The sequence below is a fragment of the Devosia sp. 1566 genome (genome assembly GCF_004005995.1).
GTDB lineage: Bacteria > Pseudomonadota > Alphaproteobacteria > Rhizobiales > Devosiaceae > Devosia.
The window spans coordinates 2,631,154-2,652,582 of record NZ_CP034767.1; the positions used below are offsets into that span (position 1 = coordinate 2,631,154).

Genomic DNA, 21,429 nt, shown 5'->3' on the forward strand with positions numbered 1-21,429 from the left:
TTCATGGCAATAACGTGACTAGGAGCCCCTTTCGCCGACTCTCGACACTGGCAAGTTTCGCGCTAATATAGTTTCTGACCATGTTGCGACGACACGATCGAGCGTCATGCGACACCGTGTTGTCCAAAACTAGCCGCGAGTAAACATGGCCCACGACTTCCAGCAAGACGTTGATGCTGTTCAAAGAATTGGCGCCGTCCCCACCATCCTCGACGTCGTTTGCCGCGCCACCGGCATGGGCTTTGCCGCCGTCGCCCGCGTTACGGAAGACCGCTGGGTTGCTTGCCAGGTCCTTGACAATATTGGCTTTGGCCTTCCCGCGGGTGGTGAACTCAAGGTAGAAACGACGCTCTGCCACGAAATCCGCCAGCACCGGCAAGTCATAGCGATCGACAATGTTGCGGAAGATCCGGTTTATTCTTCCCACCACACACCGCAGATCTATGGCCTCAAGAGCTATATCTCTGTGCCCATTACCATGGCTGATGGCCGGTTCTTCGGAACACTTTGCGCCATCCATCCTGAACCGGCGCAGGTCAACAACCCCCAGGTGATCGGCACGCTCACCCTTTTTGCCGAGCTTCTCGCCTATCACCTTGAAGCCGAAGACAAACTCGCCGCCGCCGAAACCCGCGCCACCGATCAGCAAGCCAACTCCGACCTGCGCGAACAATTCATCGCCGTGCTCGGCCACGACCTGCGCAACCCCCTCGCCGCCATCGACGGCGGCGCCAATATCCTGCTGCGCGAAGGCGCCTGGACCGAAAAAACCCCGGTCATCCTCCGCCTGATGAAAAACAGCGTCACCCGCATGAGTGGCCTGATCGACAATGTTCTCGACCTCGCCCGCAGCCGTTTGGGCGGGGGAATCTCGCTTGATCTCGATGCCGATCGGCCGCTAAAACCGACGCTGGAACAAGTAGTTGACGAAATCCGCGCCGCCAATCCGGCTCGCGTCATCGAAGCCGAAATCGACCTGCCCCGGTCAGCCAAGGTCGACCACAGCCGCATCGCCCAGATGTTCTCCAACCTGCTCGGCAACGCCATTACCCACGGCGCCGACGACCAGCCGATCCACGTTCAGGTCAAACTGGAAGACGAAGCCACCCTCGCGCTATCGGTCATCAACGCCAGCGAACCCATCCCTCCCGAGATGATGGAGCACTTGTTCAAGGCCTTCCACCGCGGCCAGGTGCGCAGCAATGCCGAGGGCCTCGGCTTGGGGCTCTACATCGCCGCCCAGATCGCCGAAGCCCATGGCGGCAAGATCGACGTCCATTCCGATGCAGAAGCCACCCGCTTCACCTTCCGCATGCCCCTGAACTAAGGCCTTGAATCGCTTCAGCTAATGGAATAACCGCCATCGACCACCAGGGTTGAGCCGGTGACAAAGCCCGCCGCCGGCGAGCACAGATACAGCACCGCATTGGCCACGTCCTCGGGCCGGCCCCACCGCCCCATCGGCGTGCGCGCGAGGATCGGGTCCGAACGTGCAGGATCATCGCGCAGCGCCTGCGTCAGGGGCGTCGCGATCCAGCCCGGCGCTACGGCATTGACGCGGATGCCATCCTTGGCAAAGGCGATGGCGAGCGACTTGGTCAGCTGATTGACGCCACCCTTGCTCGCCGCATAGCCCGGCACCAATCCCCCGCCGAAAAACGACAGCATGGAAGCAAGGTTGACGATGCTCCCCTGCCCCGATGCTTGGAGCAGAGGCTGGGCGGCCGAGCACATGCGCATGGTGCCGTTGAGATTAACGTCCAGCACCTGCTCGAACACGGCCGGATCCAGCTCCTCGCCCCGCCGGATCATCCCGGCGCAATTGACCAGAATGTCGAGCGCCGGCAGCTTGCCCACCAGTTCTCCGATCGCCGCGGCATCGCGCACATCGAGCAGGCCCAGTTCCGCTGCGGCAAAATCCACGTCGCCCCCCAGCGCATCGATCTCGCGCTGCGCCACGCCCGTCGCAGTGACGTGGGCACCCGAAAGCACAAACGCCCGCGCCACGGCGGCGCCGATCCCCGAAGTGCCGCCAGTCACCAGCACCCGCTTGCCCGCGTACCAGCCGCGGGCCCAGTCGTAATTCACGGTCTCAGCGGACGAACTGATCGACATAGTCCGCTCCCAACCCGATTTTCTCGTAATGGGCGCGGCACATGTCGATCTTGGTGAACACGTCCTCGTAGCCGACATGCTGGTTGTTCTCGTCGAGATACACCATCGAGCCAGTGATGTTGAAGAAGGTGATCATCTCCTCCACATCCTCGGGCACCAAGAGCGTGTGGATCTCGCCGGGCGGCTCAAACACATAAGAGCCGGTCTCGGCCACCCAGTCATGCTCGCGATAATGCCAGCGCCCCTTGATCACATAGCCATGCACCGGGTTGGGATGCAGGTGCCGCGACAGTACCCCTGAGCGGCGCACCCGCAACAGATTGCACCACTGCCCCACCAAGGTATTGAGCATCAGCGGCCGAAACCACACGCCTTGCGCCTGCGGCACCCACACCCGCTCATCATCGGGCACCGCCTTGACCGCAATCTCGGGCGGCGCTAGGGGATGGGCTGAACCGTTCATGACGCTGTACATTGCTAGGCTTTCCTCCACGCAGGCGCGTTTGGCGCCCGCAAAAACTTGGGTGTTGTCTAGACCCGATCCCGGGGCCTTAAGCGGATTGGGTGACTGCACCATCGGCCATGGCCGCTTCCAGAATGGCGCGATAGTCCTCGGCCGACGCCTCCCGTGGATTGGTGGGATGGCTGTGATCGGCGAGTGCCCGCTCGATGACCCAATCAAACTGGTCACGGCTAAGCCCCATCTGCGCGAGCCCCGTCGGCAGACCAAATGAGCGATTTAGCGTCTCGAGCGTATCGGCAAGATCTTCATCTGGGCCGAGCCCCATTGCCGCTTTGAGCCGCTCGAGCTTGTCGGCCACAGCAGGCGCGTTGAACCGGACCACGAGCGGCATCAGGATGGCATTCAGTGTGCCATGATGAAGTTTGAGATCCTTCAATCCGCCTAGAGCGTGGCTCAGTGAATGCACTGCCCCCAAGCCCTTCTGGAACGAGAGCCCGCCATGCAGCGCCCCAAGCATCATCTCGGTGCGCGCCCCGATATCTGCCCCATTGGCAAAGGCCAGCGGCAGATTGCGCCATACCCGCCCCGCCCCGTCGAGCGCGATGGCCTCGGCTGTTGGATTGAAGCGCGGAGAAAAGAACGTTTCGATGCAGTGGGACAATGCATCGAGCCCCGTCGCCGCCGTCAGGTAAGGCGGCAGCCCCAGCGTCAGCTCGGGGTCGCAAATGGCGCGACGCGGGATCAGATGCGGGCTGATGATCCCGAGCTTGCGGCCATCCTCCAGCGTCAGCAGCGCCGCGCGCCCCACTTCAGCGCCTGTGCCGGCGGTGGTGGGAATGGCGATGGTTGGCGCCACCGCGGGGGTGATCCGCTCCAGCCCGCCATAAATCGCCGCATATTGCTCCAGACTACCTGGATGGGTCGCGAGCAGCGCCACGCCCTTGGCCAGATCGATGGGCGACCCCCCGCCCAGCGCCACCACGCCGTTGCAATTGCCGGCGCGGTACGCCACCAGCGCCGCATCGACTGCGCCTTCGGTGGGGTTGGACGGCGTATCAAGAAACACTGCGCTCCCCTCTGGCAGTAAGCTCTCCACTCGCGCCAGCAGCCCGGACGCGGCGATACCGCGATCCGACACGAGCAGCGGCCGGGTGATCTTGAGATCGGCCAAAGCGGCTGGCAGCGAAGCCAGCTCCCCCGCCCCGAAATCAATCGTCGTCAGATAAGCAATACGTGCCATGCTAGTGTCCTACTCTGCCGGCAGGGTCTTGCCCACGCATGCTCTTAACGGTGTCGCGCCAGCTCTGCCAAACCTTCATCCACAGTCCTCCCATGGCGACGTTGCGCCCTCTCGAACCGCTTGGCGGCCGAACCTCGCTAATGGTCGATCTCGAAGGCCTTTTGTCAACCACGCAGCGCCTGCTTCAACAGCGCTTGGCGGCGGCGCGGCCTGCCGCTATCACTGGCACCACGTTGCAGGCGCGACGGGCCGGTCGCAGCCCTCGCTTCGCGCCAGCCCGGAACCAAGGCCAAGGAGAGAGCCGTTGAAGAAGATTCGTTGGGGCATTTTGTCGACGGCTAATATCGGCATGGAAAAGGTGACGCCCGCCATCATGCGCTCGGCCCATTCGGAAGTGGTGGCCATCGCTTCGCGTGACCTCGGCAAGGCGCAGGCTGCCGCGGCAAAGCTGGGTATTCCCACGGCTTATGGCTCTTACGAGGAGCTTTTTGCCGATCCCGACATCGACGCGATCTACAACCCGCTGCCCAATCACCTCCATGTCCCTATGACCCTGGCTGCCGCCCAGGCGGGCAAGCATGTGCTCTGCGAAAAGCCCATTGCTCTCTCGGCTGCCGAGGCCGAACAGCTGCGCCAGATCCCATCCGACCGCATCGTGCTCGAAGCCTTCATGATCCGCTTTCATCCGCAATGGCTGCGGGCACGCGAGATCATCCGCTCGGGCGAACTGGGCGAGGTGCGCGCCATCAATGCAGTTTTCACCTACTTCAACGCCGACCCCGCCAATGTGCGCAACCAGGCCGATATCGGCGGCGGCGGCATCATGGATATCGGCTGCTATCCAGTCACGACCGGCCGCTTCCTGTTTGAGGCCGAACCGCAGCGGGTCGTGTCCCTCGTCGAGCGCGATCCGCAATTCGGCACCGACCGCCTGGCCAGCGTCCTGATGGATTTCGGCGGTGGCCGGCAGCTCAACTTCATCTGCTCGACCCAGCTCACCGGTGAGCAGAGCGTTCAGGTGCTGGGCACGAAGGCAAAGCTCGAGATCATCATCCCCTATAACGCTCCCGCCAATGAGCGGACCGCAATCACGGTCGACACTGGCGCGCCATTTGATGGCTCCCTCGCCCGGCGTGAAATCCTGCCCGCCTGCGATCAATATACCGAGCAGGCCGAAGCCTTCGCCCTTGCCGTGCTTGGCGAACAGCCCCTGCCCTGGGGAGTTGAGGACGCAATCAGCTCGATGAAAGTGCTCGATGCCATTTTTGCCAGCGAGAAATCGGGCGGCTGGGCCACGGTCTAACCCCTTGCCCTTGCCCTTGCCCTTGCTCTGGCGCCGCCCACCGGCGCCAGAGCATGCTTACACCTCAGCTTGGCCTGGCAGCCGGCACAAACGGGCGGAGCCGGTGCCCATCGGGATCTTCGGCGACAAAGGTGAAGCCGAACGGCATCTCGACGGGCTCCTGAAGGATCGTCAGGCCCAGCGCCTGCCAATCGCGGTAGGTTGCCAGCATGGTTTCCCGGCTTTCCTCGGTGAAGGATATCTCGCTGCCGCCCACCGGCTTTGGCGCCGGCTGGATCTGGTCTTTGGCCCAAAGCCCGATCTTCATGCCGTTGGGCAGCACAAACAACGCAAATCCCGGCCGGTTCTGCACCGGCGCGACGCCCAGCAGCTTCTGGTACAGCTCGGCGCTCGCTTCGGTGTCGGCAACCGCCAGCAACAGATAATTCAACACACGCATCGTCTAGCTCCTTTGTGGCTGGAGCCAGACCTACGGCACCGGACTGTCAGTTTGCGGCAGGGTCGGGGTGGCGGATTCCTTCGCGCTCTCGCCACTGCTTGAGAAGCGCCGCGCGCCGGGCCGCGTATCGCTCGGGCAGCACGTCGAGCCGCGTGATCCGATCCAGCCGGAATGCCCGGAAATCCTGCCGCAACTCGCACCAGGCCAGCACCACCCGCACATGCTCGAAGAAGGCCACGGCGAAGGGCCAAACGACGCGCTCGGAGCCCGCGCCATCGCCTTTGTCATAGGCAAGTGCGAGCTTGTTCTGGCCCCGAATAGCGGCACGGATCGCTCCCAGATCCACAATAGTAGGCACCACATCGCTGCGCGCGACGAGGAGGCTCGTCGCTTCCACAGTATCGCGGATGGAGTCAGGCAAGACGGCGCTGACTTTACTTAAAAGGCTCGCCGCCGCCGCGCTCAGCCTCGGGTCCTCGCGACGCTGCTCCACCCAGCGCGACCCGAGCACCAGCGCCTCGATCTCCTCCACCGAAAACATCAGCGGCGGCAAGGTAAAGCCGGGCCGCAGCACATAACCGAGCCCGGGCTCACCACGGATATCGGCCCCCTGCGCCTGCAGTGTCGCGATATCACGATACAGAGTGCGGATCGAAATACGGAGTTCCTGTGCCAACTGCTCACCCGCAACGGGGCTGCGCCGATTGCGCAGCAATTGCAGCAGATCAAGCAGGCGTTCGGTGCGGGACATCGGCATCCGGACTTGGGTTCAACCAGGACCACTTCCTAGCATATCCCGCCCTCACTGACAGCAGCACCGCGCCCCTGCTCCGCAGGGCTAACCCGCTACCAGTCCGGGGCTGCGCACCAGCCGCCCATCGGGACGCTCGAGCAACTTGCCCCTGTCGCTGAGAGCCTTCTGGCTTAGCTCCATTAAGTCCCGGGCCGGTTCGAGCTGCCCGTCACCCGCATCGGCGGGATCGAGCACCGAGGCCTTGAGCAGCCGTGAATAGGGATGCTCGGGTGCATCCAGCACCACTCGGGCTGGCCCCATTTCGACCACCATGCCCTTTTGCATGATGATCAGGCGGTCCGAAATATAATAGGCCGTTGCAAGGTCGTGGGTGATGTAGATCACCGACACCCGCAAGTCGTCCCGCAAGGAGCGCAGCAGGTTGACGATCGACATGCGCAGCGACGCGTCCACCATGCTGACGGGCTCGTCGGCGATCAGCAGTGCCGGATTGGGGATCAGCGCCCGCGCGATTGCCGCCCGCTGCAACTGTCCCCCGCTCAACTCATGGGGGAACCGGCCTCGCACTTCCGCAAGGCTCAGCCCGACCTTTTGCAGCGCCTCGTCCATAGCGGCATCGATCTCCCCACGCTGCCTCAACCCAAGGAACTGCCGCGCCGTGGACTCGAGGTAACGATCGACCCGCTTGAGCGGGTTAAACGCTTCGAACGGGTTTTGGAACACGGGCTGCACCTTGGCCATGAAGGCCTGCCGCTCGGCCCGGCTCACATGATGGCTGATCGTCTTGCCGCGAAAGCGGATTTCCCCGCTCGTGGGGGTTTCCAGCCCCAGGATCATGCGAGCCAGCGTGGTTTTGCCCGATCCGCTTTCCCCGATCACGGTAAAGATCTCGGGCGTGTCGAGCGCGAGCGAAAAACTGGCATCCTGAACCGCATCGACCATTTTGCGGCCAAACAGTCCGCCCATCGCATAGCGCTTGCTGACATGGCTGACGTCGAGAAGATCGCTCATGCCGGCTCCCTTAGCTTGACGGCTGGCGCGACGAGCGGCTCCACATCGCGCCAGCGCCAGCAAGCTGTGCGGTGGTCGGGCGCGACCGTTTCCAGGGGTGGCGCCTCCTGCCGGCATTTGTCCACCGCCAAAGGACAGCGCGGATTGAACCGGCACCCAGACGGCGGCTCCGCCAGATTGGGCGGCCTCCCCTCGAGCGCTGGCCGCTGCACCGTGTCGCCGATGCGTGGCAGGCTTGCCACCAGATGGGCGGTATAGGGGTGCTTGGGTTGGAAGAACATCTCCCGGGTCGGCCCCTCTTCCACGAGCCGCCCGGCATAGATGATCCCGACACGATCAGCGACATTGGCATGAACGCTCATGTCATGCGTCACGAACACCACGGAAGAGCCCATCTCCTGCTGGATTTCCCGGATCAGCCCGAGCACTTCCTTTTGCACAACCACATCGAGTGCCGTGGTCGGCTCGTCGGCGATGATGAACTGCGGGTGGCACACTGTCGCCAACCCGATGGTAACCCGCTGGCGCATCCCGCCCGATAATTCATGTGGGTAAGCATTGAGCACCTCGGGCCCGAGCTTCAGGCGCCCCAGATGCGTCACCACCCGCTCGCGCAACTCGTCGCCCTTGAGGCCCAGCGGACGGGCGGCGTAATCATCGAAGATCTTGCCGATCCGGCGCACTGGGTTAAGCACGCTCATCGAGCCCTGCATGATATAGGACAGATACCGCCAGCGGATCGCCTCAATCTGCGCCTTATCGGCACTCGCCACATCTACGGTGAGCCCATCGAAGTCATAGCGCACCACCCCCTCGATGATGCGCAGCGGCGGCCGGATCGCCGCCGCCAGCACCTTGATGAAGCTGGTCTTGCCCGAAGAGCTTTCCCCCGCAATGCCATAAACCTCGTTGCGGCGTACGCTCATGGTGATGTCGTCCACCGCCCGGACCTCCCGGCGCACGCCGAAATAGTTCATCTGGTAATAGGCCTTGAGCCCCCGAACGGTGAGCAGGTCCTCGCTCATGGCTAAGCTCCCATCCGCCGCAGCCGGCTGCGCGGATCGATATATTCGTTGAGGGACACGGCTAGCAGGAAGAGCCCAATGAAGGTGATGACGATCAGCACCACCGGGATCACCAGCCACCACCAGGTGCCCACCACCATCGCCGAATGGTTGTTGGCCCAATACAGCGTCGTGCCAACGGTGGGGATGTTGATATTAGTGAACCCCAGCACCGCCAGCGTCACCTCCATTCCGATCGACCAGATCATGTTGGCCATCGCAGTCGCAAAGATGATCGGCATGACATAAGGCAGGTGTTCCTGCAGCAAGATCTTGGGTGTCGACATCCCTGAATAGCGGGCATGGCGGGTAAATTCGCGATGTTTGAGGCTCAGCGTCACCGAGCGGATCAGCCGCGCATCATAGGCCCAGCCCAGCACCGCCATGACGGCGGCCAGGGTGTAGGTATTGAGCCCCGAGCGCATCACGAAGTAAAACAGCACCAGCACCGGAAAGGACGGCACCGCCACGAAGATGTCGTTGATGAACATCAGCACGCGGTCGACCCACCCCCCAAGATAGCCTGACAGCAGCCCCACGGTAATCGAGATCACTCGCGAGATCGCCGCCACGATCAACCCGAAAGTCAGCGTGTTGCGAAAGGCGAAGCTGAGGTTCCAGAACATGTCCTGCCCGCGCGAATTGGTGCCGAACCAATATTGGGCCGAAGGCGGCTGGTCCGGGATAGCCAGATAGATCTGGGTGGGATCGACCGGGGAGAAAAAGCTCAGGCAGGCATAAAGAACGATGATCCCCACCAGCACCAGACCAATGGCAAATTCGATGTTGTAGCGGATGAGGTCGCGCAGCACGGCAAACATGGCTGGCTACTCCGCTTTTACGCGTGGATCGAGCACGGGATACAAGAGATCGACAGCAAGGATCGCGATCCCCACCGCCGCGATCGACACCGACGATACCGCCAGCACCAGGCCATAGTCGCCGCCATTGACCGCATCGATCAGCAGCGAGCCCAGCCCGGGATAATTGAACACCTCCTCGGTGATCACAGTGCCCGAAAATATTCCGCCCAGGCTCATCGCCAACCCCGTCAACTGCGGGATCATGGCATTGCGCAGAACATAGGAGCTCACGATACGTCCCGGCCGCACGCCGGCGAGTTCGGCATAGGTGACATAGTCCTCGGTCACCACATTGGACACCAGCGCCCGCATGCCCAAAAACCAGGTACCAATTCCCACCAGGACCAGCGAGGTCGCGGGCAAGATGGCATGCTGGAGCACCGAAAAGGCGAATTCCCAGCTCCAGCCCATCCGGACATTCATGGCAAAGCCGCCTGAAATGGGCAGCACCGGCCACACGAACCCGAAGATGATGAGGAGGATAAACGCCACGATATAATACGGGATCGGCTGCAGCCCCATGGTCAGGATACCGAACGCCTTGAGGAAGCGGTTGTTCTGATAGTAACCAGCCAGGCCCCCTAGCAGATTGCCTACGACCCAGGTGATGATCACCGTTACGGCCAGCAGGCCCGCCGTCCAGGGCAAGGCGCGCATAACCAGGTCCATGGCGGGCGTAGGAAAGGCGATCAGCGAAGGCCCCAGATCACCCTGGAGCAGGCGCCCCCAGAAGCTGAAAAACTGCGTTATCAGCGGCGCGTCGGTGCCGTAAAGCTCCGTCAGCGCCGCCCGGAGTTCGGCAATGGCATCAGGCCGGAAACCCGAGCGCGCCGTGATGCGATCAACTGCCTGGTCCACCGGATTGACCGGCGACAAATGGGTGATAAAAAAACTCGCCGAAATGCCGGCCGCGATCACCCCGATCAGCTGCAAAATGCGTTTAAGCACGAAGGATAGGTAGCCGGTCATAGGCGGATCTCTTGCTGAAGGTCCCGCCGCTCCCTCCAATTAATGGAAGCAAGGTTTGGCACGGTCCCGGTTCAAGCCGACAATTCGCTGCGGGCCGGACGGCGGGCGTAAACCCGCCGTCGGCATGGTTGAGCGCAGGGTGTCAGTTGCCCGCCACGGGCTTTAACTGGGTCAGGATGTAGCGCGAGTTCGCCCAGTTGTTGACCGGGTTGGCATAGGGGTTCTCCGAATTGGGATAGCCCGTCCAATAGCGCTCCGACACCACCGAGAACACGTTGTAACTCATCAGCGGGATGATGGGCATTTCGTCCACCATCAGCCGGACGAACTCCTGTCCGTATTCCACATTCTTGGGATCGTTGAAGTCGATGACGCGGATCTTTTCGATGATCTCATCGAGCCGCGGATCGCTCCAGCGCTGCCAGTTGCGGGCGGGCTGCACTTCGCCCGGGGGCGCAACGAACTGTGAGTGCCAGCTGTCAAGGAAGTAAGACAGGTCGGGGTGGCCGCCCCAGCTTTCCACGCTCCACCAGATATAGCTGTCGTAGCGGCCAGCATTGCGCAGATCAGCATGGTCGGACGCCACCTGCAGTTCCACCTGCACCCCATTCTGGTTCCAGTTTTGGGCGACCATGGTGCCGGCGCGATTGATCACGCCATCGGACGGGATCAGCAGGGTAAAGGCAAAGGGTTGCCCATCCGGCATCATCCACTGGTTGCCGTTGCGGGTGAACCCGGCTGCTTCCAGCAGCTCGGTTGCCGCCTGCACATCCTGCTTCCACCAGCCATAGCCAAAGGCGTTGCGGATGGCCCCCTCATCGGTCGGCACCTGGTCACCATATTGCGGGCGAACCATTTCAGCGATCTGCAAGCCGACATTGGGATCATAGGGCTGGATGGTACGGCTGCCGGTATCGAGCTGATAATCGATCAGCCATTGCTGCATCGGCCCATGATAGTCCTGCGGATGGGTGCCGGTGGGCGGAATGGCGATCGGCGACAGCGTTGCTGCGCCCCGATAGCTGGCCATGGAGATTGCCCGTGCGTCCAGCAACAGTGCCAGGGCCCAGCGCACGCGTTTGTCCTGGAACTTCTCGTTTTGCGTGTTGAAGATCACGCTGGGCAGCGTCGGGTCTGGATGGGCATAGGGGAAGCCCGGGAACCAGCCCTTGGCATACTGGTCTTCGGCGATGATGGAGAAGGTGCCTTCGGGCGAAAGATCGTGGATCATGTCGAGATTGCCATTTCGCATCTCGATCAGCCGGTTATCGATATTGATATTGTTGCGGTACACGACGTGTTCGGGCGTGGGTTCGCCCACGAGGCCCAGCGTTGTGTTCTGCCAATCCTCGCGCTTGTCCCAGATATACCAGGTGCCATTGGGATCAAAGCTGTTGAGGGTATAAGCACCTAGCGTCACGGGTGGGTTGAAGTCGAATTCGAGCACATTGTCGACTTGGCTGAACACATGCTCGGGCATGATCCAGGCCCCGTTCCATCGCACTGAAAAGACAGAGTGGAAGCGCGAATTGGGTGCTTTGAGCGTGAACTTGACGGTGTAGGGGTCAATCGCCTCGACTGTTTCCACCTGGGTGGAGAATGCGCCGCTCCACACCATGCCGGGCGTGTTCTTCTGCGTCTCGACCGTGAACACCACGTCGTCGGCGTTGAAATCCTCGCCGTCGCTCCATTTGATGCCCTCGCGCAGCCGCACGGTCATCTCGGTGAAGTCGTCATTATATTCGGCCGGCCCGGTAGCGAGCGTGTTGTAGATGGCACCATCCAGACCCGTATCCGGATCGATGAACCACAACGTGTCCATTGCCAGCTGCTGTAGACCCGTGCTGAGCCCGCCTCCGGCATTCACCCAGATGTTGAACCAACCGGGATTCCGGATAGTTGCTTCCGGGTTTTGCAGGATCAAGGTCTCGTTACGCGGAAAGTCGTTGAGCGGTGGCGCGGCGGGCGCTGCGTCCTGCGCCGTGGCTAAACTGCCCACCGCAAGGGACGCAAAAGCAACCGACGCCAGAAGCGTCTTCCAGTTTCGCATAATCTCCTCCCAAAGGGGCGTTCCTCAACAGCCCCAACCTTCATGCTATATTAAGAGTAACTCCTGTCAACCATTTGCCCGATACATACCCGCAAACCTGATACTAACCGCGGGCGACGCTGACCCGCACCATCTGATAGGAATGCGGCGGAAGGCTCACACTCAACTTGTCCTCCCCCGCAACTGCGCCCTGCCCTTGTCTTGGGGCTACATTATCCGGGTTTGCTGCAGTGTTGACGGCGTTGAGATCGTCGTGGGTCATCACCTGGTGCTCGAGCACCCTTGCATCGCGGTAGCCTTGCAAGGACAGCTCGACGTCGAGTTCCTCCTCGCCGTTGCGGTTGACGATGAAGAAAGTGAGCGTGCCCTCGGCCTCGTTTTCCACCCCGGCCACATCGAGATAGGGGATTTCCCCAATCAGTTCGACTTCGTAGCTGGGGCAGCGAGCGACGAGGTTAAGCGCCCGGCCCCGTCCGAACATGGATGCGAAATAGAGCGGATAATAGGTGGTCTGCTTCCAGGATCTGCCGCCCGGCTCAGTCATGATCGGAGCAATAACATTGACCAGCTGGGCAATGCAGGCGAGCTTGACCACGTCGGACTTGCGGATAAAAGTGTTGAGGCAACACCCGACCTGCAGCACATCCTCAAAATTATAGATGTCTTCCAGCAGCGCTGGCGCATGCGGCCAGCCATGCTTGCCGTCAAGGATCGCCCGGTCCTGCTTGCGCGAATGATACCAGACATTCCACTCATCAAACGCGATCGTCACCTGGCGCTTGCTGCGCTTCTTGGCCTTCACATAGTCGATCGTGGCGGCAACCGTGCTGATATAGGCCTCGAGCTTGACATTGTGCGCGAGGTAGCCCGGCGTGTGCTTGTCGTAATTGGACGAATACATATGCAACGAGATGTGGTCGACCGTTTCATAGGTGTGCTCCAGCACTACCCGTTCCCACTCGGGATAAGTCGGCATGTTGGAGTGCGATGAACCGCAGGCGATGAGTTCGAGCGAACTGTCAAAAGCGCGGAGCGCCTTGGCCGTTTCACTGGCCAGCCGCCCATATTCGTCCGCTGTTTTGTGGCCGATCTGCCAAGGCCCGTCCATCTCATTGCCCAGGCACCACATCTTGACGTCCCAAGGGTCCGCCCGTCCGTTCTTCTTGCGCAGATCCCCCCAATAGCTGCCCGTCGGCCCGTTCACGTATTCAACGAAATTACGCGCTTCCTCGAGCCCGCGCGAACCCAGATTGACTGCCAGCATCATCTGGGTGCCAACCGTCTCGCACCAGTCGGCAAATTCGTGAATGCCGACCTGGTTACTCTCCGAAGTGTGCCAGGCCAAGTCCAGCCGCGTGGGTCGTTGCTCCCGAGGGCCGATCCCGTCTTCCCAGTTATAGGCGGAAACGAAATTACCCCCGGGATAGCGCACCATCGGCACATCGAGCGCCCGGACCAGCTCGGCCACATCGGCCCGCATGCCGTTCTTGTCAGCGGTTGGATGATCGGGCTCATAGATGCCCGAATAAATGGCCCGGCCAAGATGCTCGAGAAACGCTCCGTAGATTCGATTGTCGATTTCGGAAATCACATAGTCCCGGTTGGCAATAACGCTGGCGCGCACAACTCTCTCCCTCTTGTGCCGATTGTCTGATTTGTATCAGAACTTTCGGTTACTAGAGCCAAGAAGCGGTCCCGCGTCAACCGGGAAGCGGCGCGCTAGCGCAAAATCAACCGCAGCACGATGTCCTGGTCATAATTGCCAAAGCCGCGCCCGAAGATATTCATGCCACCGGGATGATGGGCGCTTTCCTCGACGCCAATCCGCACGCGAATGGAATGGTGCGAAGTCAGGTCGAGGTCATCCAGCGTTACTGGCGAGATCCGCAGCCCATCGACAAACGTGCCTTCCGCCGAGGTTCGCCAGGTCTTGAGCTTGCCGTATTGGCTGCCCTTGAGCTTCCACCATTGCGGCGTATAAACCCCGCGCTTGTCGCCGAAATCGCCGGGACTGGTCCAGGTGCCCACCGCCTTGCCGTTAAGCGCTAAGGTAATGTCGGAGGGCCAATCGGCCGACGTGCCAGGCACTTCCGAGGACAGCTCAAGCGAAATCTCGATCGCTTCAACTTCTCCTCGCGTCAGCTTGGAATTGTTGGGAAACTGGTATTCCACATACCCGCGCGTCAGCCACAACAGCCCCGCTTTCATCCGGTCTGGATCAAGAAATGTATCGGGTACATCGAGGAGCCCGATCACCCCCTCGCTTGAGCAAATTCCACAAGGCGCGGTCACCTCGAACCCCGTATAAAGCCCCAGCGGCATGGATACTTCGATGGTCTTGTCGCTGATCTGCGCCGAGGGCTCCTTGAAGCGGATCAGCACTTCCTCAAAGGTCGAACGGCAAATCTTCTGGCTGCCCTTGCGCGCCTTTTGCGCCTCGGTTGCGATCAACCCCGCTTCCTCGAGGATCTGCACATTGGTCGACACCGTTGATTGCGGCAGCTCCAGCCGGGCCGCAATTTCGTTGACGTTGAGCGCTCCCCCTTGCAAGATCTTGAGGATCTGCGCCCGCACCGGCGAAGCCAGCCCCCGGATCACGGCCATATCCTCCTGGGGATCAACGACGAGGAAATTTCCGGCCATGGCAGGCGCTCACTGTAGCAACGATATCAAGAATGTTGATATAGCCTAGCCGCGCCAACCGTAAAGCCAAATCCTTCCCGCGCCCCCCTCTAGCGCGTCGCCCAAAGCAGCCCTCGCCGCAGGAAACCGCCGCCTTTATCTGGAATGACATTGCTGCGGTGGAAATGCTCGAGGGCCTTTACGGGCCCGGAAGCCCGCTCCCACCCGGCTTTTCCATTATCGGCTTCGATGATCTGCCCATCGCCGGCATGGCTACCCCCCGCCTGAGCACCGCGCGGGTGGATCGCGAAGCGATCGGTCGGGGCGCGGTACGGCTTACCCTGCAACCATTGGTAATGAAGAAAACCCCTCGCCGACCGGCACTTATGTGGTCGAAAACGCCACAGCCATGCCGGGCTACACCTACAACCCGAAGATCAACTTTCAGCAGGGCGAGAATACCGAAGTTCTGACGATACCCCCCGGACCAAATGGGCCAGTAGGATCGGTGTGGATCGGCCTATCAAAGCCATCCTTCGGTATCCATGGCACCCCTGAGCCGTCGATGATCGACAAGACCGGCTCGCATGGTTGCATTCGCCTGACCAACTGGGATGCTGAGGAACTTGCAGCGATGATCGCTCCGGGTGTGACCGTGGACTTCCTGTAAGCTCCGACAACTGCATGTTGACACCGACTATTCGCGCCATGCGAGCCTCAGGTATAAACCTCGAGGTGACACATGGCCCGCATCGGGTACGCTCGCGTTAGCAGCATTGACCAAGACTTAGATATTCAACTCGCCAAGCTCACAGCGGAAGGCTGCGAAATCATTCGGTCCGAGAAGGCGTCAGGTGGCAGTCGGGAGGGGCGGGCTGAACTTGAAACGGTCATTCAGTTCCTGCGCCCCGGCGATGAACTGGTCGTTGCTCGCCTTGACCGACTGGGCCGCGACACCCGTGACGTGCTGAACCTGATCCACGAGTGTGAGCAGCGGCACGCGTTCGTTACTGTGCTGGACCCGCACGTTTCCACTCGTGGCGAGATGGGGCACCTTGTACTTACCGTGCTCGGCATGGTCGCGCAAATGGAGCGACGCTTCATCAAAGAACGTCAGCGCGAGGGCATTCAACAGGCAAAAGCGTTGGGTCGTTATACCGGGGGCAAGCGTCGGCTCGACCGTGCATTGGTTCTGCGCCTTCGCGCTGAGGGGCTTGGGCCATCCGACATAGCGCAGCGCGTTGGCTGCTCCCGAATGCAGGTTTACCGGATAATGGAAGCGGACGAGAGCTGATCGCACGGAGAATAATCAAAGTTGATCGAGCACTTGGGAAACATGGTGGGTTCGCGGCGTTACCGCAGGACCTAACCCGAGGTGCCTAGTGGCCGAGCACGATGTAGCTGAACTTGAAGGGGACTTGCCGTCTGCTGCCGCTGGCACCGCCCTACCTGACCGAAAAGAACTTGCCTCAGTGGCGTTTGAACGAACACGCACGCCGATGGTGATCACCGATGCGCGGCAGCCAGACTACCCCATAGTTTTGGCAAACAAGGCATTTCTGGAGCTAACGGGGTACAGCGCGGACGAGGTGTTAGGACGCAACTGCCGATTTTTGCAGGGTGAAGGTTCGTCACCAGCGGCTGTTGCTGAAATCCGCTCTGCCTTGCGAGCTGGCCGCGAGGTGGACGTTGAGATTCTGAACTACCGCAAAGATGGATCTTCGTTCTGGAACCAACTTAACCTCAGCCCTGTGTACGACGAGGCTGGTCAACTACTTTATCACTTCGGGTCTCAGATCGACCAAACCAAGTACCGTCAGGTGCAAGCTCTGGAAGCCTCTGAGCATCGGCTGTTGATGGAAGTGGACCACCGCGCCAAAAACGTACTGGCTCTGGTGGATAGCATAGTCCGGCTAAGCCGCTGCGATGACGCTGTTCGGTATTCCGCCGCCATCCAGCAGCGGGTGCAATCCCTCTCACGCACTCACGCCCTGCTTGCTGAGCACAATTGGCGGGCGATGCGTCTTGGGGAGGTCATCAAACGGCAATTGCAGACACTTGCCGAGCGGCAAGTCAGCCTAGAAGGCCCCGAGCTCGAAATTGATCCGCTTACAGTGCAGCCGCTTGGCCTTGTGGTTCATGAGCTAGCCATGAACGCGGCTCAGCACGGCTCCCTTACTAATCCGAAGGGCCATGTATCTGTTCATTGGAAGCATATGCCCAACGAGCACGGCTTTTCGATCCAGTGGGCGGAGTCGGGTGGACCTCCTGTGCATGAACCAGCGGGCTCGGGGTTCGGCCTCGTTATCGCCGACGGAATAGTTCGACGGCAGCTTTTAGGTAAAATCAGGCGTAGCTGGAAGCCTGCGGGACTAGTGGCAACCATTCAAGTGCCTGAGCTGCAAAGCACATGTAATCGTCGGTGAACAAGGTACTTGCCACGTGCCTTCTGGCGATCACGACCGGCGCGGCCACAGGCGGCGGCGGGCCTCGCGCGCAAGTTGCCGAGTGGCTTTCCCCGAAGTCTGAGCGCACCTGACCTCTGTATCATCAGGGTTTAGGCGTGAGAAATCTTCGTAACATGCAAGCGGACACCGCGCTGATGTTACTGCTTCATCAACGTGGCTGTTACGTCACCTGACGGTATACCTTGTGGTGACAGGTAGCCACAGTGCCCCCTACCCTTTCGACCGAATCGGGGCCGTGAGCAGACTGACAGCTTTGAAGACATGCGGGCAGGTAGTGCCGCTGCACCTGCCCGGCCATCATGGCATCGCTGCGCTCACCCACCCGGTTTTTGCGGGTGTCCAGCTCAAATCATCCGTTATCCTCAAGTTGCAAAGTTCAAAAGAAACCGTTGCCATCGTTGGCAGCTGCCTTTTTCACTTCAACTAAGAATGCCTTAACTAAGCGTTTGAGCGGTTCATGGCGCGTATAAAGCGTTGCAGCTTTTACCGTTACGCTGGGTGTTAGTGGTCTGAAGTCCAAATCATATCGCTGACGGCCTATTGCTGTCAGACTATCAACTATAGCCACGCCGATCCCCGCTTCAGCAAGCACGCAAGCGACACTGCTATAAGCTACTTCTGCCACTATATTATATTGGTGCTCGGGCGTTAAAAAATACTCCTCCAGAAGTAGGCTGAAACGACTAGCAGGTTCGTAAGCAATAACTGGGTGTTTCAGAAGATCTCTTGCGCTGACCGACAGGTGGTTCGAGAACGGATGCCCTGGGGCAAAGGTGCAAACCATTTGCCCCACGCCAAGGGTTTCTATGACTAGTTCGTCCATTATCGGTGGCGCCAATGCAAACCCGATATCGGCCGTCCGCGTCTGGAGTCCCTCGATGACACTGCTGACATCCTTTGTTTCAAGGGAAATACGAACACCTGGCCGATCAACAAGGAACGTTTTGAGGGCCATCGGCAGAAGGGCACTAGTGAATGGCGGGGTTGCCATGATCCGAATTTCTCCGGATTCGGTGCGTTCCAATGCTCGAATTTTTTGAGAGAAAACTCGATACAGAGAGAAAATCGCTTCCGAGTCGTCGAAGATTTCCTCCGCCTCAGATGTCGGGACCAGTCGGTTCCCGAGTCGCTGAAACAGCGCAAACCCCACCTGAGTTTCCATCTGCTTGATAGCGTTACTGACCGCGGGTTGGGATATGCGAAGCGTCCTAGCTGCGCCTAAGGTTGTTCTTTGCCGCATAACTTCACGAAAAGTCTCGAGCTGCCTCAATGTGAGCAATCCAAAGTTCCTTTGCACATAAGATAGGCGGGATAGCTTCGCCTTATAGCAGGCTGCTTATTTTTTATAACAGGTTATATTGCCAGGCTGTTGTGGTCGGTGCTCAACTCGCGAAATGGCGTCGGATGAGAGCTGGCAATGACGCGCTCTAACCCACTGCCAACACAACTGCCGGAGTGGCGCTATGCAGAAACGCTTCCTATTACCTGTACTTGTAACTTCGCTGCTATGCAGTGTCACACCAGCATTCGCCGAAACTCTACGATGGTCCTCGCAGGGAGATATCGTAACATTCGATCCGTATGCACATACGGAAAGCTTTACTTCGAATGTTCAGCATCATGTCTACGACCCCTTGGTGCGCCGCTCCGACACCTTGTCGATCGAGCCGGCTCTGGCGGTTTCCTGGGAAGTGCTGGAGCCTACGCGCTGGCAGTTCAAGCTGCGCGAAGGCGTAAGCTTTCACAACGGCAACCCATTCAACGCCGACGACGTCGTGGCATCGGTCGAGCGGCTGCTGCATCCTGACGCACGGGCCCGCGGCAATCTGAGTGCCGTCGTGTCGATTGAAAAGGTCGACGACTACACGGTCGATTTCATTCTTGCCGGGCCCTACCCGCTGCTGCTCAACGATCTGTCGGGCATCTTCATGATGGACAAGGAATGGCTCGAGGAAAACGACGCCATGACACCGGGCAATATCACCACCGGCGTCACCAATTTTGCCACAACGCATGCGAACGGCACAGGCCCGTTCATTCTTGAAAGCTATAGCCCCGATGTCGGCACCGACATGGTGGTCAACGAAAACTGGTGGGACGAGCCGCGCCATAATCTGACGCGCATCGAGTTCCGGCCCATTACCTCGGACGCGACGCGCGTTGCGGCACTGCTTTCGGGCGAGCTCGACATGATCGCGCCGGTTCCACTGCAGGACGTCGGCCGCATCGAAGCATCCGAGGGCTTCAAGGTGATCGAAGAGCCATCATTGCGGCTGATCTTCTTGGGCCTGAACCATACTGACGAACTGCACGCCATGCCAGGAGAGCCCAACCCGCTCAAGGATGTGCGCGTGCGCCAGGCCCTGTGGCATGCCATGGACCTCGACAGCATCCAGCAGCGCATCATGCGGGGCAAGTCACGCACGGTCGGGCTCTTGGTTGCCCCACCCGTAACGGGATATGCCGAGGACCTCGACGTTCCATTGGCCTTCGATGTCGACAAGGCCAAGGCTCTGCTCGCGGAAGCCGGTTACGCCGAGGGCTTTTCCACAAACCTCGATTGCTCCAACGACCGATACATTAATGATGAGCAGATCTGCATCGCCATTGCCTCGATGTGGGAGCGCGCTGGCATAACGGTCAACCTGAACACGGAAAGCCGTTCAACCTACTTCCCCAAGGTCGATAACGGCGAAACCGATATCTACATCATCGGCTGGGCGACGCTTCCGGCAATGGATGGGTTTAGCATTTTGCGCGCCATGTTTGAAACGCGCAGCGATGTTGGCGGCGGGAACAACCCTAATGGTCTGTCCGATCCGAAGTTGGACGAGTTGACAGCCTCTGCTGCTATCGAACTGGACGAGCCAACTCGCGTTGGCATGCTTACGGAAGCGCTTAAGATTGCTCATGATGAGGCCTACTTCCTGCCCATTCACCAGCAGCCGGTGTCCTGGGCAATGAAGGCCAATGTTGATGTGCCCCAGTTCCCGGATGAATACGTCCGGCTCTGGTTCGCGACCGTTAACTAGTTGCACAAGCCTAGAAAGGCCCCCTCATGATCAGGATCCTGATGTCTCGCCTGTTTCAGGCTCTCCTGGTCATGCTGGCCGTAACAGCAATTGCCTTCTTGATGTTTCGATACGTCGGCGATCCGGTGTCGATCATGTCGCGCGAAGATGCGACGCAGGCTGAAGAAGAGCAGTTGCGTGTCGCCCTAGGCCTCGATCAGCCGGTTCTGGTGCAATACGGCCAGTTTCTAGGGCGGGTCGTCAGCGGTGATCTGGGCGTCAGCTATCGCAATCAGCGCGAAGTCTCCGCGCTGATCGCCGAAAAGGCCTCGGCGACACTCGAACTGGTGTTGATCGCCACGACCCTGTCGCTGATCGTGGGCATACCGCTTGGCGTGTTGTGCGCTTTGCGGCCCAACGGGCTAATTTCTCGGCTGGTGCAGAGTGTCTCGCTGGTGGGCATTTCCATGCCTACTTTCGTCACCGGCATCATGCTGATCCTGATCTTCTCGGTGACACTACGCTGGCTGCCTTCGTTCGGGCGCGGCGAAACTGTCGCCATTGGCTGGTGGACCACGGGTTTCCTCACAGCCAGCGGTTGGCGCGCGCTGGTTTTGCCGGCCATCACCCTGGCGCTGTATTCCGTGACCTTGATCATGCGGCTGGTTCGCTCCGAGATGATCGACGTGCTGGCGACGGACTATATTCGCTATGCCCGCGCCCGGGGCCTGCCGAAATACTACACCAATTTCAAATTGGCCCTGCGCAACGCGCTCATGCCCGTCATTACGGTCACCGGCCTGCAAATCGGCTCACTGATCGCCTTCGCCATCGTCACGGAAACCGTTTTCCAATGGCCAGGCTTGGGGCTGTTGTTCATGCAGGCCATCACCTTCGTCGATATTCCGGTGATGACGGCCTACCTCCTTCTGGTTGGCGCGATGTTCGTCGGCATCAACACCATCGTCGACCTGCTCTACGCCATCGTTGACCCGCGCTTGCGCACGAGGAGAGCCTAATCATGGCATCACTTGCGACGAGGCTTCGCCGAGCGGTT

Annotated in this window: 19 protein-coding genes and 1 pseudogene; 7 read left to right on the top strand and 13 right to left on the bottom strand. The window is 60.1% G+C overall.

Annotation, left to right across the window (positions count from 1 at the left end; all coding sequences use genetic code 11):
• The first annotated feature begins 145 nt into the window (after positions 1–145).
• Entirely contained in the window at positions 146–1,327 is a 1,182-nt protein-coding gene (locus tag ELX51_RS12665) for a GAF domain-containing sensor histidine kinase (RefSeq protein WP_127753865.1), read from the top strand.
• 14 nt (positions 1,328–1,341) lie between these two features.
• On the opposite strand, the gene ELX51_RS12670 is transcribed toward ELX51_RS12665, so the two are convergent.
• From ELX51_RS12670 to ELX51_RS12680, 3 genes are all read right to left on the bottom strand, one after another.
• The gene (locus ELX51_RS12670; protein WP_127753866.1) at positions 1,342–2,115 is read right to left on the bottom strand and encodes an SDR family NAD(P)-dependent oxidoreductase; all 774 of its coding nucleotides are present in this window, start codon (positions 2,113–2,115) and stop codon (positions 1,342–1,344) included.
• The gene (locus ELX51_RS12675) at positions 2,093–2,590 is read right to left on the bottom strand and encodes a 2,4'-dihydroxyacetophenone dioxygenase family protein (RefSeq protein ID WP_164854858.1); all 498 of its coding nucleotides are present in this window, start codon (positions 2,588–2,590) and stop codon (positions 2,093–2,095) included. The genes ELX51_RS12670 and ELX51_RS12675 overlap by 23 nt, the downstream gene beginning before the upstream one ends.
• Before the next feature lie 76 nt (positions 2,591–2,666).
• Positions 2,667–3,818, bottom strand: coding sequence for an iron-containing alcohol dehydrogenase (locus tag ELX51_RS12680; protein WP_127753867.1), 1,152 nt, complete (start codon positions 3,816–3,818; stop codon positions 2,667–2,669).
• A 304-nt stretch (positions 3,819–4,122) separates the two neighbouring features.
• On the opposite strand from ELX51_RS12680, the gene ELX51_RS12685 reads away from it, so the two are divergent.
• Entirely contained in the window at positions 4,123–5,121 is a 999-nt protein-coding gene (locus ELX51_RS12685; protein ID WP_248305109.1) for a Gfo/Idh/MocA family oxidoreductase, read from the top strand.
• 64 nt (positions 5,122–5,185) lie between these two features.
• On the opposite strand, the gene ELX51_RS12690 is transcribed toward ELX51_RS12685, so the two are convergent.
• The 9 genes from ELX51_RS12690 to ELX51_RS12730 form a co-directional block, all read right to left on the bottom strand.
• Complete coding sequence (locus tag ELX51_RS12690) at positions 5,186–5,560, bottom strand: VOC family protein (RefSeq protein ID WP_127753869.1); 375 nt, start codon at positions 5,558–5,560, stop codon at positions 5,186–5,188.
• Positions 5,561–5,606: 46 nt separating this feature from the next.
• Positions 5,607–6,311: a YafY family protein gene (locus ELX51_RS12695; RefSeq protein WP_127753870.1), complete on the bottom strand. Its 705-nt coding sequence runs from the start codon at positions 6,309–6,311 to the stop codon at positions 5,607–5,609.
• Positions 6,312–6,398: 87 nt separating this feature from the next.
• On the bottom strand, positions 6,399–7,325 hold the full coding sequence (locus ELX51_RS12700) for an ABC transporter ATP-binding protein (protein WP_127753871.1): 927 nt from the start codon (positions 7,323–7,325) through the stop codon (positions 6,399–6,401).
• Entirely contained in the window at positions 7,322–8,350 is a 1,029-nt protein-coding gene (locus ELX51_RS12705; RefSeq protein ID WP_127753872.1) for an ABC transporter ATP-binding protein, read from the bottom strand. Before ELX51_RS12705 ends, ELX51_RS12700 begins: the two co-directional genes overlap by 4 nt.
• 2 nt (positions 8,351–8,352) lie before the next feature.
• Entirely contained in the window at positions 8,353–9,210 is an 858-nt protein-coding gene (locus ELX51_RS12710; protein WP_127753873.1) for an ABC transporter permease, read from the bottom strand.
• A 6-nt stretch (positions 9,211–9,216) separates the two neighbouring features.
• A complete protein-coding gene (locus ELX51_RS12715) occupies positions 9,217–10,221 on the bottom strand; it encodes an ABC transporter permease (protein ID WP_127753874.1) in 1,005 nt (334 codons plus the stop codon).
• 142 nt (positions 10,222–10,363) lie between these two features.
• The gene (locus ELX51_RS12720) at positions 10,364–12,271 is read right to left on the bottom strand and encodes an ABC transporter substrate-binding protein (RefSeq protein ID WP_127753875.1); all 1,908 of its coding nucleotides are present in this window, start codon (positions 12,269–12,271) and stop codon (positions 10,364–10,366) included.
• 103 nt (positions 12,272–12,374) lie between these two features.
• Complete coding sequence (locus ELX51_RS12725; protein ID WP_127753876.1) at positions 12,375–13,895, bottom strand: alpha-N-arabinofuranosidase; 1,521 nt, start codon at positions 13,893–13,895, stop codon at positions 12,375–12,377.
• 95 nt (positions 13,896–13,990) lie between these two features.
• Complete coding sequence (locus ELX51_RS12730) at positions 13,991–14,914, bottom strand: helix-turn-helix domain-containing protein (protein ID WP_127753877.1); 924 nt, start codon at positions 14,912–14,914, stop codon at positions 13,991–13,993.
• Positions 14,915–15,227: 313 nt separating this feature from the next.
• On the opposite strand from ELX51_RS12730, the pseudogene ELX51_RS12740 reads away from it, so the two are divergent.
• The 3 genes and pseudogenes from ELX51_RS12740 to ELX51_RS12750 form a co-directional block, all read left to right on the top strand.
• Positions 15,228–15,563 (top strand): annotated as a pseudogene (locus ELX51_RS12740) (L,D-transpeptidase); the annotation flags it as partial.
• 72 nt (positions 15,564–15,635) lie between these two features.
• A complete protein-coding gene (locus ELX51_RS12745) occupies positions 15,636–16,187 on the top strand; it encodes a recombinase family protein (protein ID WP_127753879.1) in 552 nt (183 codons plus the stop codon).
• Positions 16,188–16,275: 88 nt separating this feature from the next.
• Positions 16,276–17,319: a PAS domain-containing protein gene (locus ELX51_RS12750; protein ID WP_127753880.1), complete on the top strand. Its 1,044-nt coding sequence runs from the start codon at positions 16,276–16,278 to the stop codon at positions 17,317–17,319.
• 418 nt (positions 17,320–17,737) lie between these two features.
• Here the strand turns inward: ELX51_RS12750 and ELX51_RS12755 are convergent, their stop codons facing one another.
• A complete protein-coding gene (locus tag ELX51_RS12755; protein ID WP_282567556.1) occupies positions 17,738–18,658 on the bottom strand; it encodes a LysR family transcriptional regulator in 921 nt (306 codons plus the stop codon).
• Positions 18,659–18,824: 166 nt separating this feature from the next.
• On the opposite strand from ELX51_RS12755, the gene ELX51_RS12760 reads away from it, so the two are divergent.
• On the top strand, positions 18,825–20,393 hold the full coding sequence (locus tag ELX51_RS12760) for an ABC transporter substrate-binding protein (RefSeq protein ID WP_127753882.1): 1,569 nt from the start codon (positions 18,825–18,827) through the stop codon (positions 20,391–20,393).
• Between the two features lie 26 nt (positions 20,394–20,419).
• The gene (locus tag ELX51_RS12765) at positions 20,420–21,391 is read left to right on the top strand and encodes an ABC transporter permease (protein ID WP_127753883.1); all 972 of its coding nucleotides are present in this window, start codon (positions 20,420–20,422) and stop codon (positions 21,389–21,391) included.
• Positions 21,392–21,429 lie beyond the last annotated feature (38 nt).

What these genes read in the sequence shown, in the direction of transcription:
- ELX51_RS12760 (WP_127753882.1), top strand. Translation starts at nt 18,825, where the DNA reads ATGCAGAAACGCTTCCTATTACCTGTACTTGTAACTTCGCTGCTATGC.
- ELX51_RS12675 (WP_164854858.1), bottom strand. Translation starts at nt 2,590, where the DNA reads ATGTACAGCGTCATGAACGGTTCAGCCCATCCCCTAGCGCCGCCCGAG.
- ELX51_RS12710 (WP_127753873.1), bottom strand. Translation starts at nt 9,210, where the DNA reads ATGTTTGCCGTGCTGCGCGACCTCATCCGCTACAACATCGAATTTGCC.
- ELX51_RS12670 (WP_127753866.1), bottom strand. Translation starts at nt 2,115, where the DNA reads ATGTCGATCAGTTCGTCCGCTGAGACCGTGAATTACGACTGGGCCCGC.
- ELX51_RS12705 (WP_127753872.1), bottom strand. Translation starts at nt 8,350, where the DNA reads ATGAGCGAGGACCTGCTCACCGTTCGGGGGCTCAAGGCCTATTACCAG.
- ELX51_RS12765 (WP_127753883.1), top strand. Translation starts at nt 20,420, where the DNA reads ATGATCAGGATCCTGATGTCTCGCCTGTTTCAGGCTCTCCTGGTCATG.
- ELX51_RS12680 (WP_127753867.1), bottom strand. Translation starts at nt 3,818, where the DNA reads ATGGCACGTATTGCTTATCTGACGACGATTGATTTCGGGGCGGGGGAG.
- ELX51_RS12745 (WP_127753879.1), top strand. Translation starts at nt 15,636, where the DNA reads ATGGCCCGCATCGGGTACGCTCGCGTTAGCAGCATTGACCAAGACTTA.
- ELX51_RS12690 (WP_127753869.1), bottom strand. Translation starts at nt 5,560, where the DNA reads ATGCGTGTGTTGAATTATCTGTTGCTGGCGGTTGCCGACACCGAAGCG.
- ELX51_RS12715 (WP_127753874.1), bottom strand. Translation starts at nt 10,221, where the DNA reads ATGACCGGCTACCTATCCTTCGTGCTTAAACGCATTTTGCAGCTGATC.
- ELX51_RS12695 (WP_127753870.1), bottom strand. Translation starts at nt 6,311, where the DNA reads ATGTCCCGCACCGAACGCCTGCTTGATCTGCTGCAATTGCTGCGCAAT.
- ELX51_RS12665 (WP_127753865.1), top strand. Translation starts at nt 146, where the DNA reads ATGGCCCACGACTTCCAGCAAGACGTTGATGCTGTTCAAAGAATTGGC.
- ELX51_RS12730 (WP_127753877.1), bottom strand. Translation starts at nt 14,914, where the DNA reads ATGGCCGGAAATTTCCTCGTCGTTGATCCCCAGGAGGATATGGCCGTG.
- ELX51_RS12720 (WP_127753875.1), bottom strand. Translation starts at nt 12,271, where the DNA reads ATGCGAAACTGGAAGACGCTTCTGGCGTCGGTTGCTTTTGCGTCCCTT.
- ELX51_RS12700 (WP_127753871.1), bottom strand. Translation starts at nt 7,325, where the DNA reads ATGAGCGATCTTCTCGACGTCAGCCATGTCAGCAAGCGCTATGCGATG.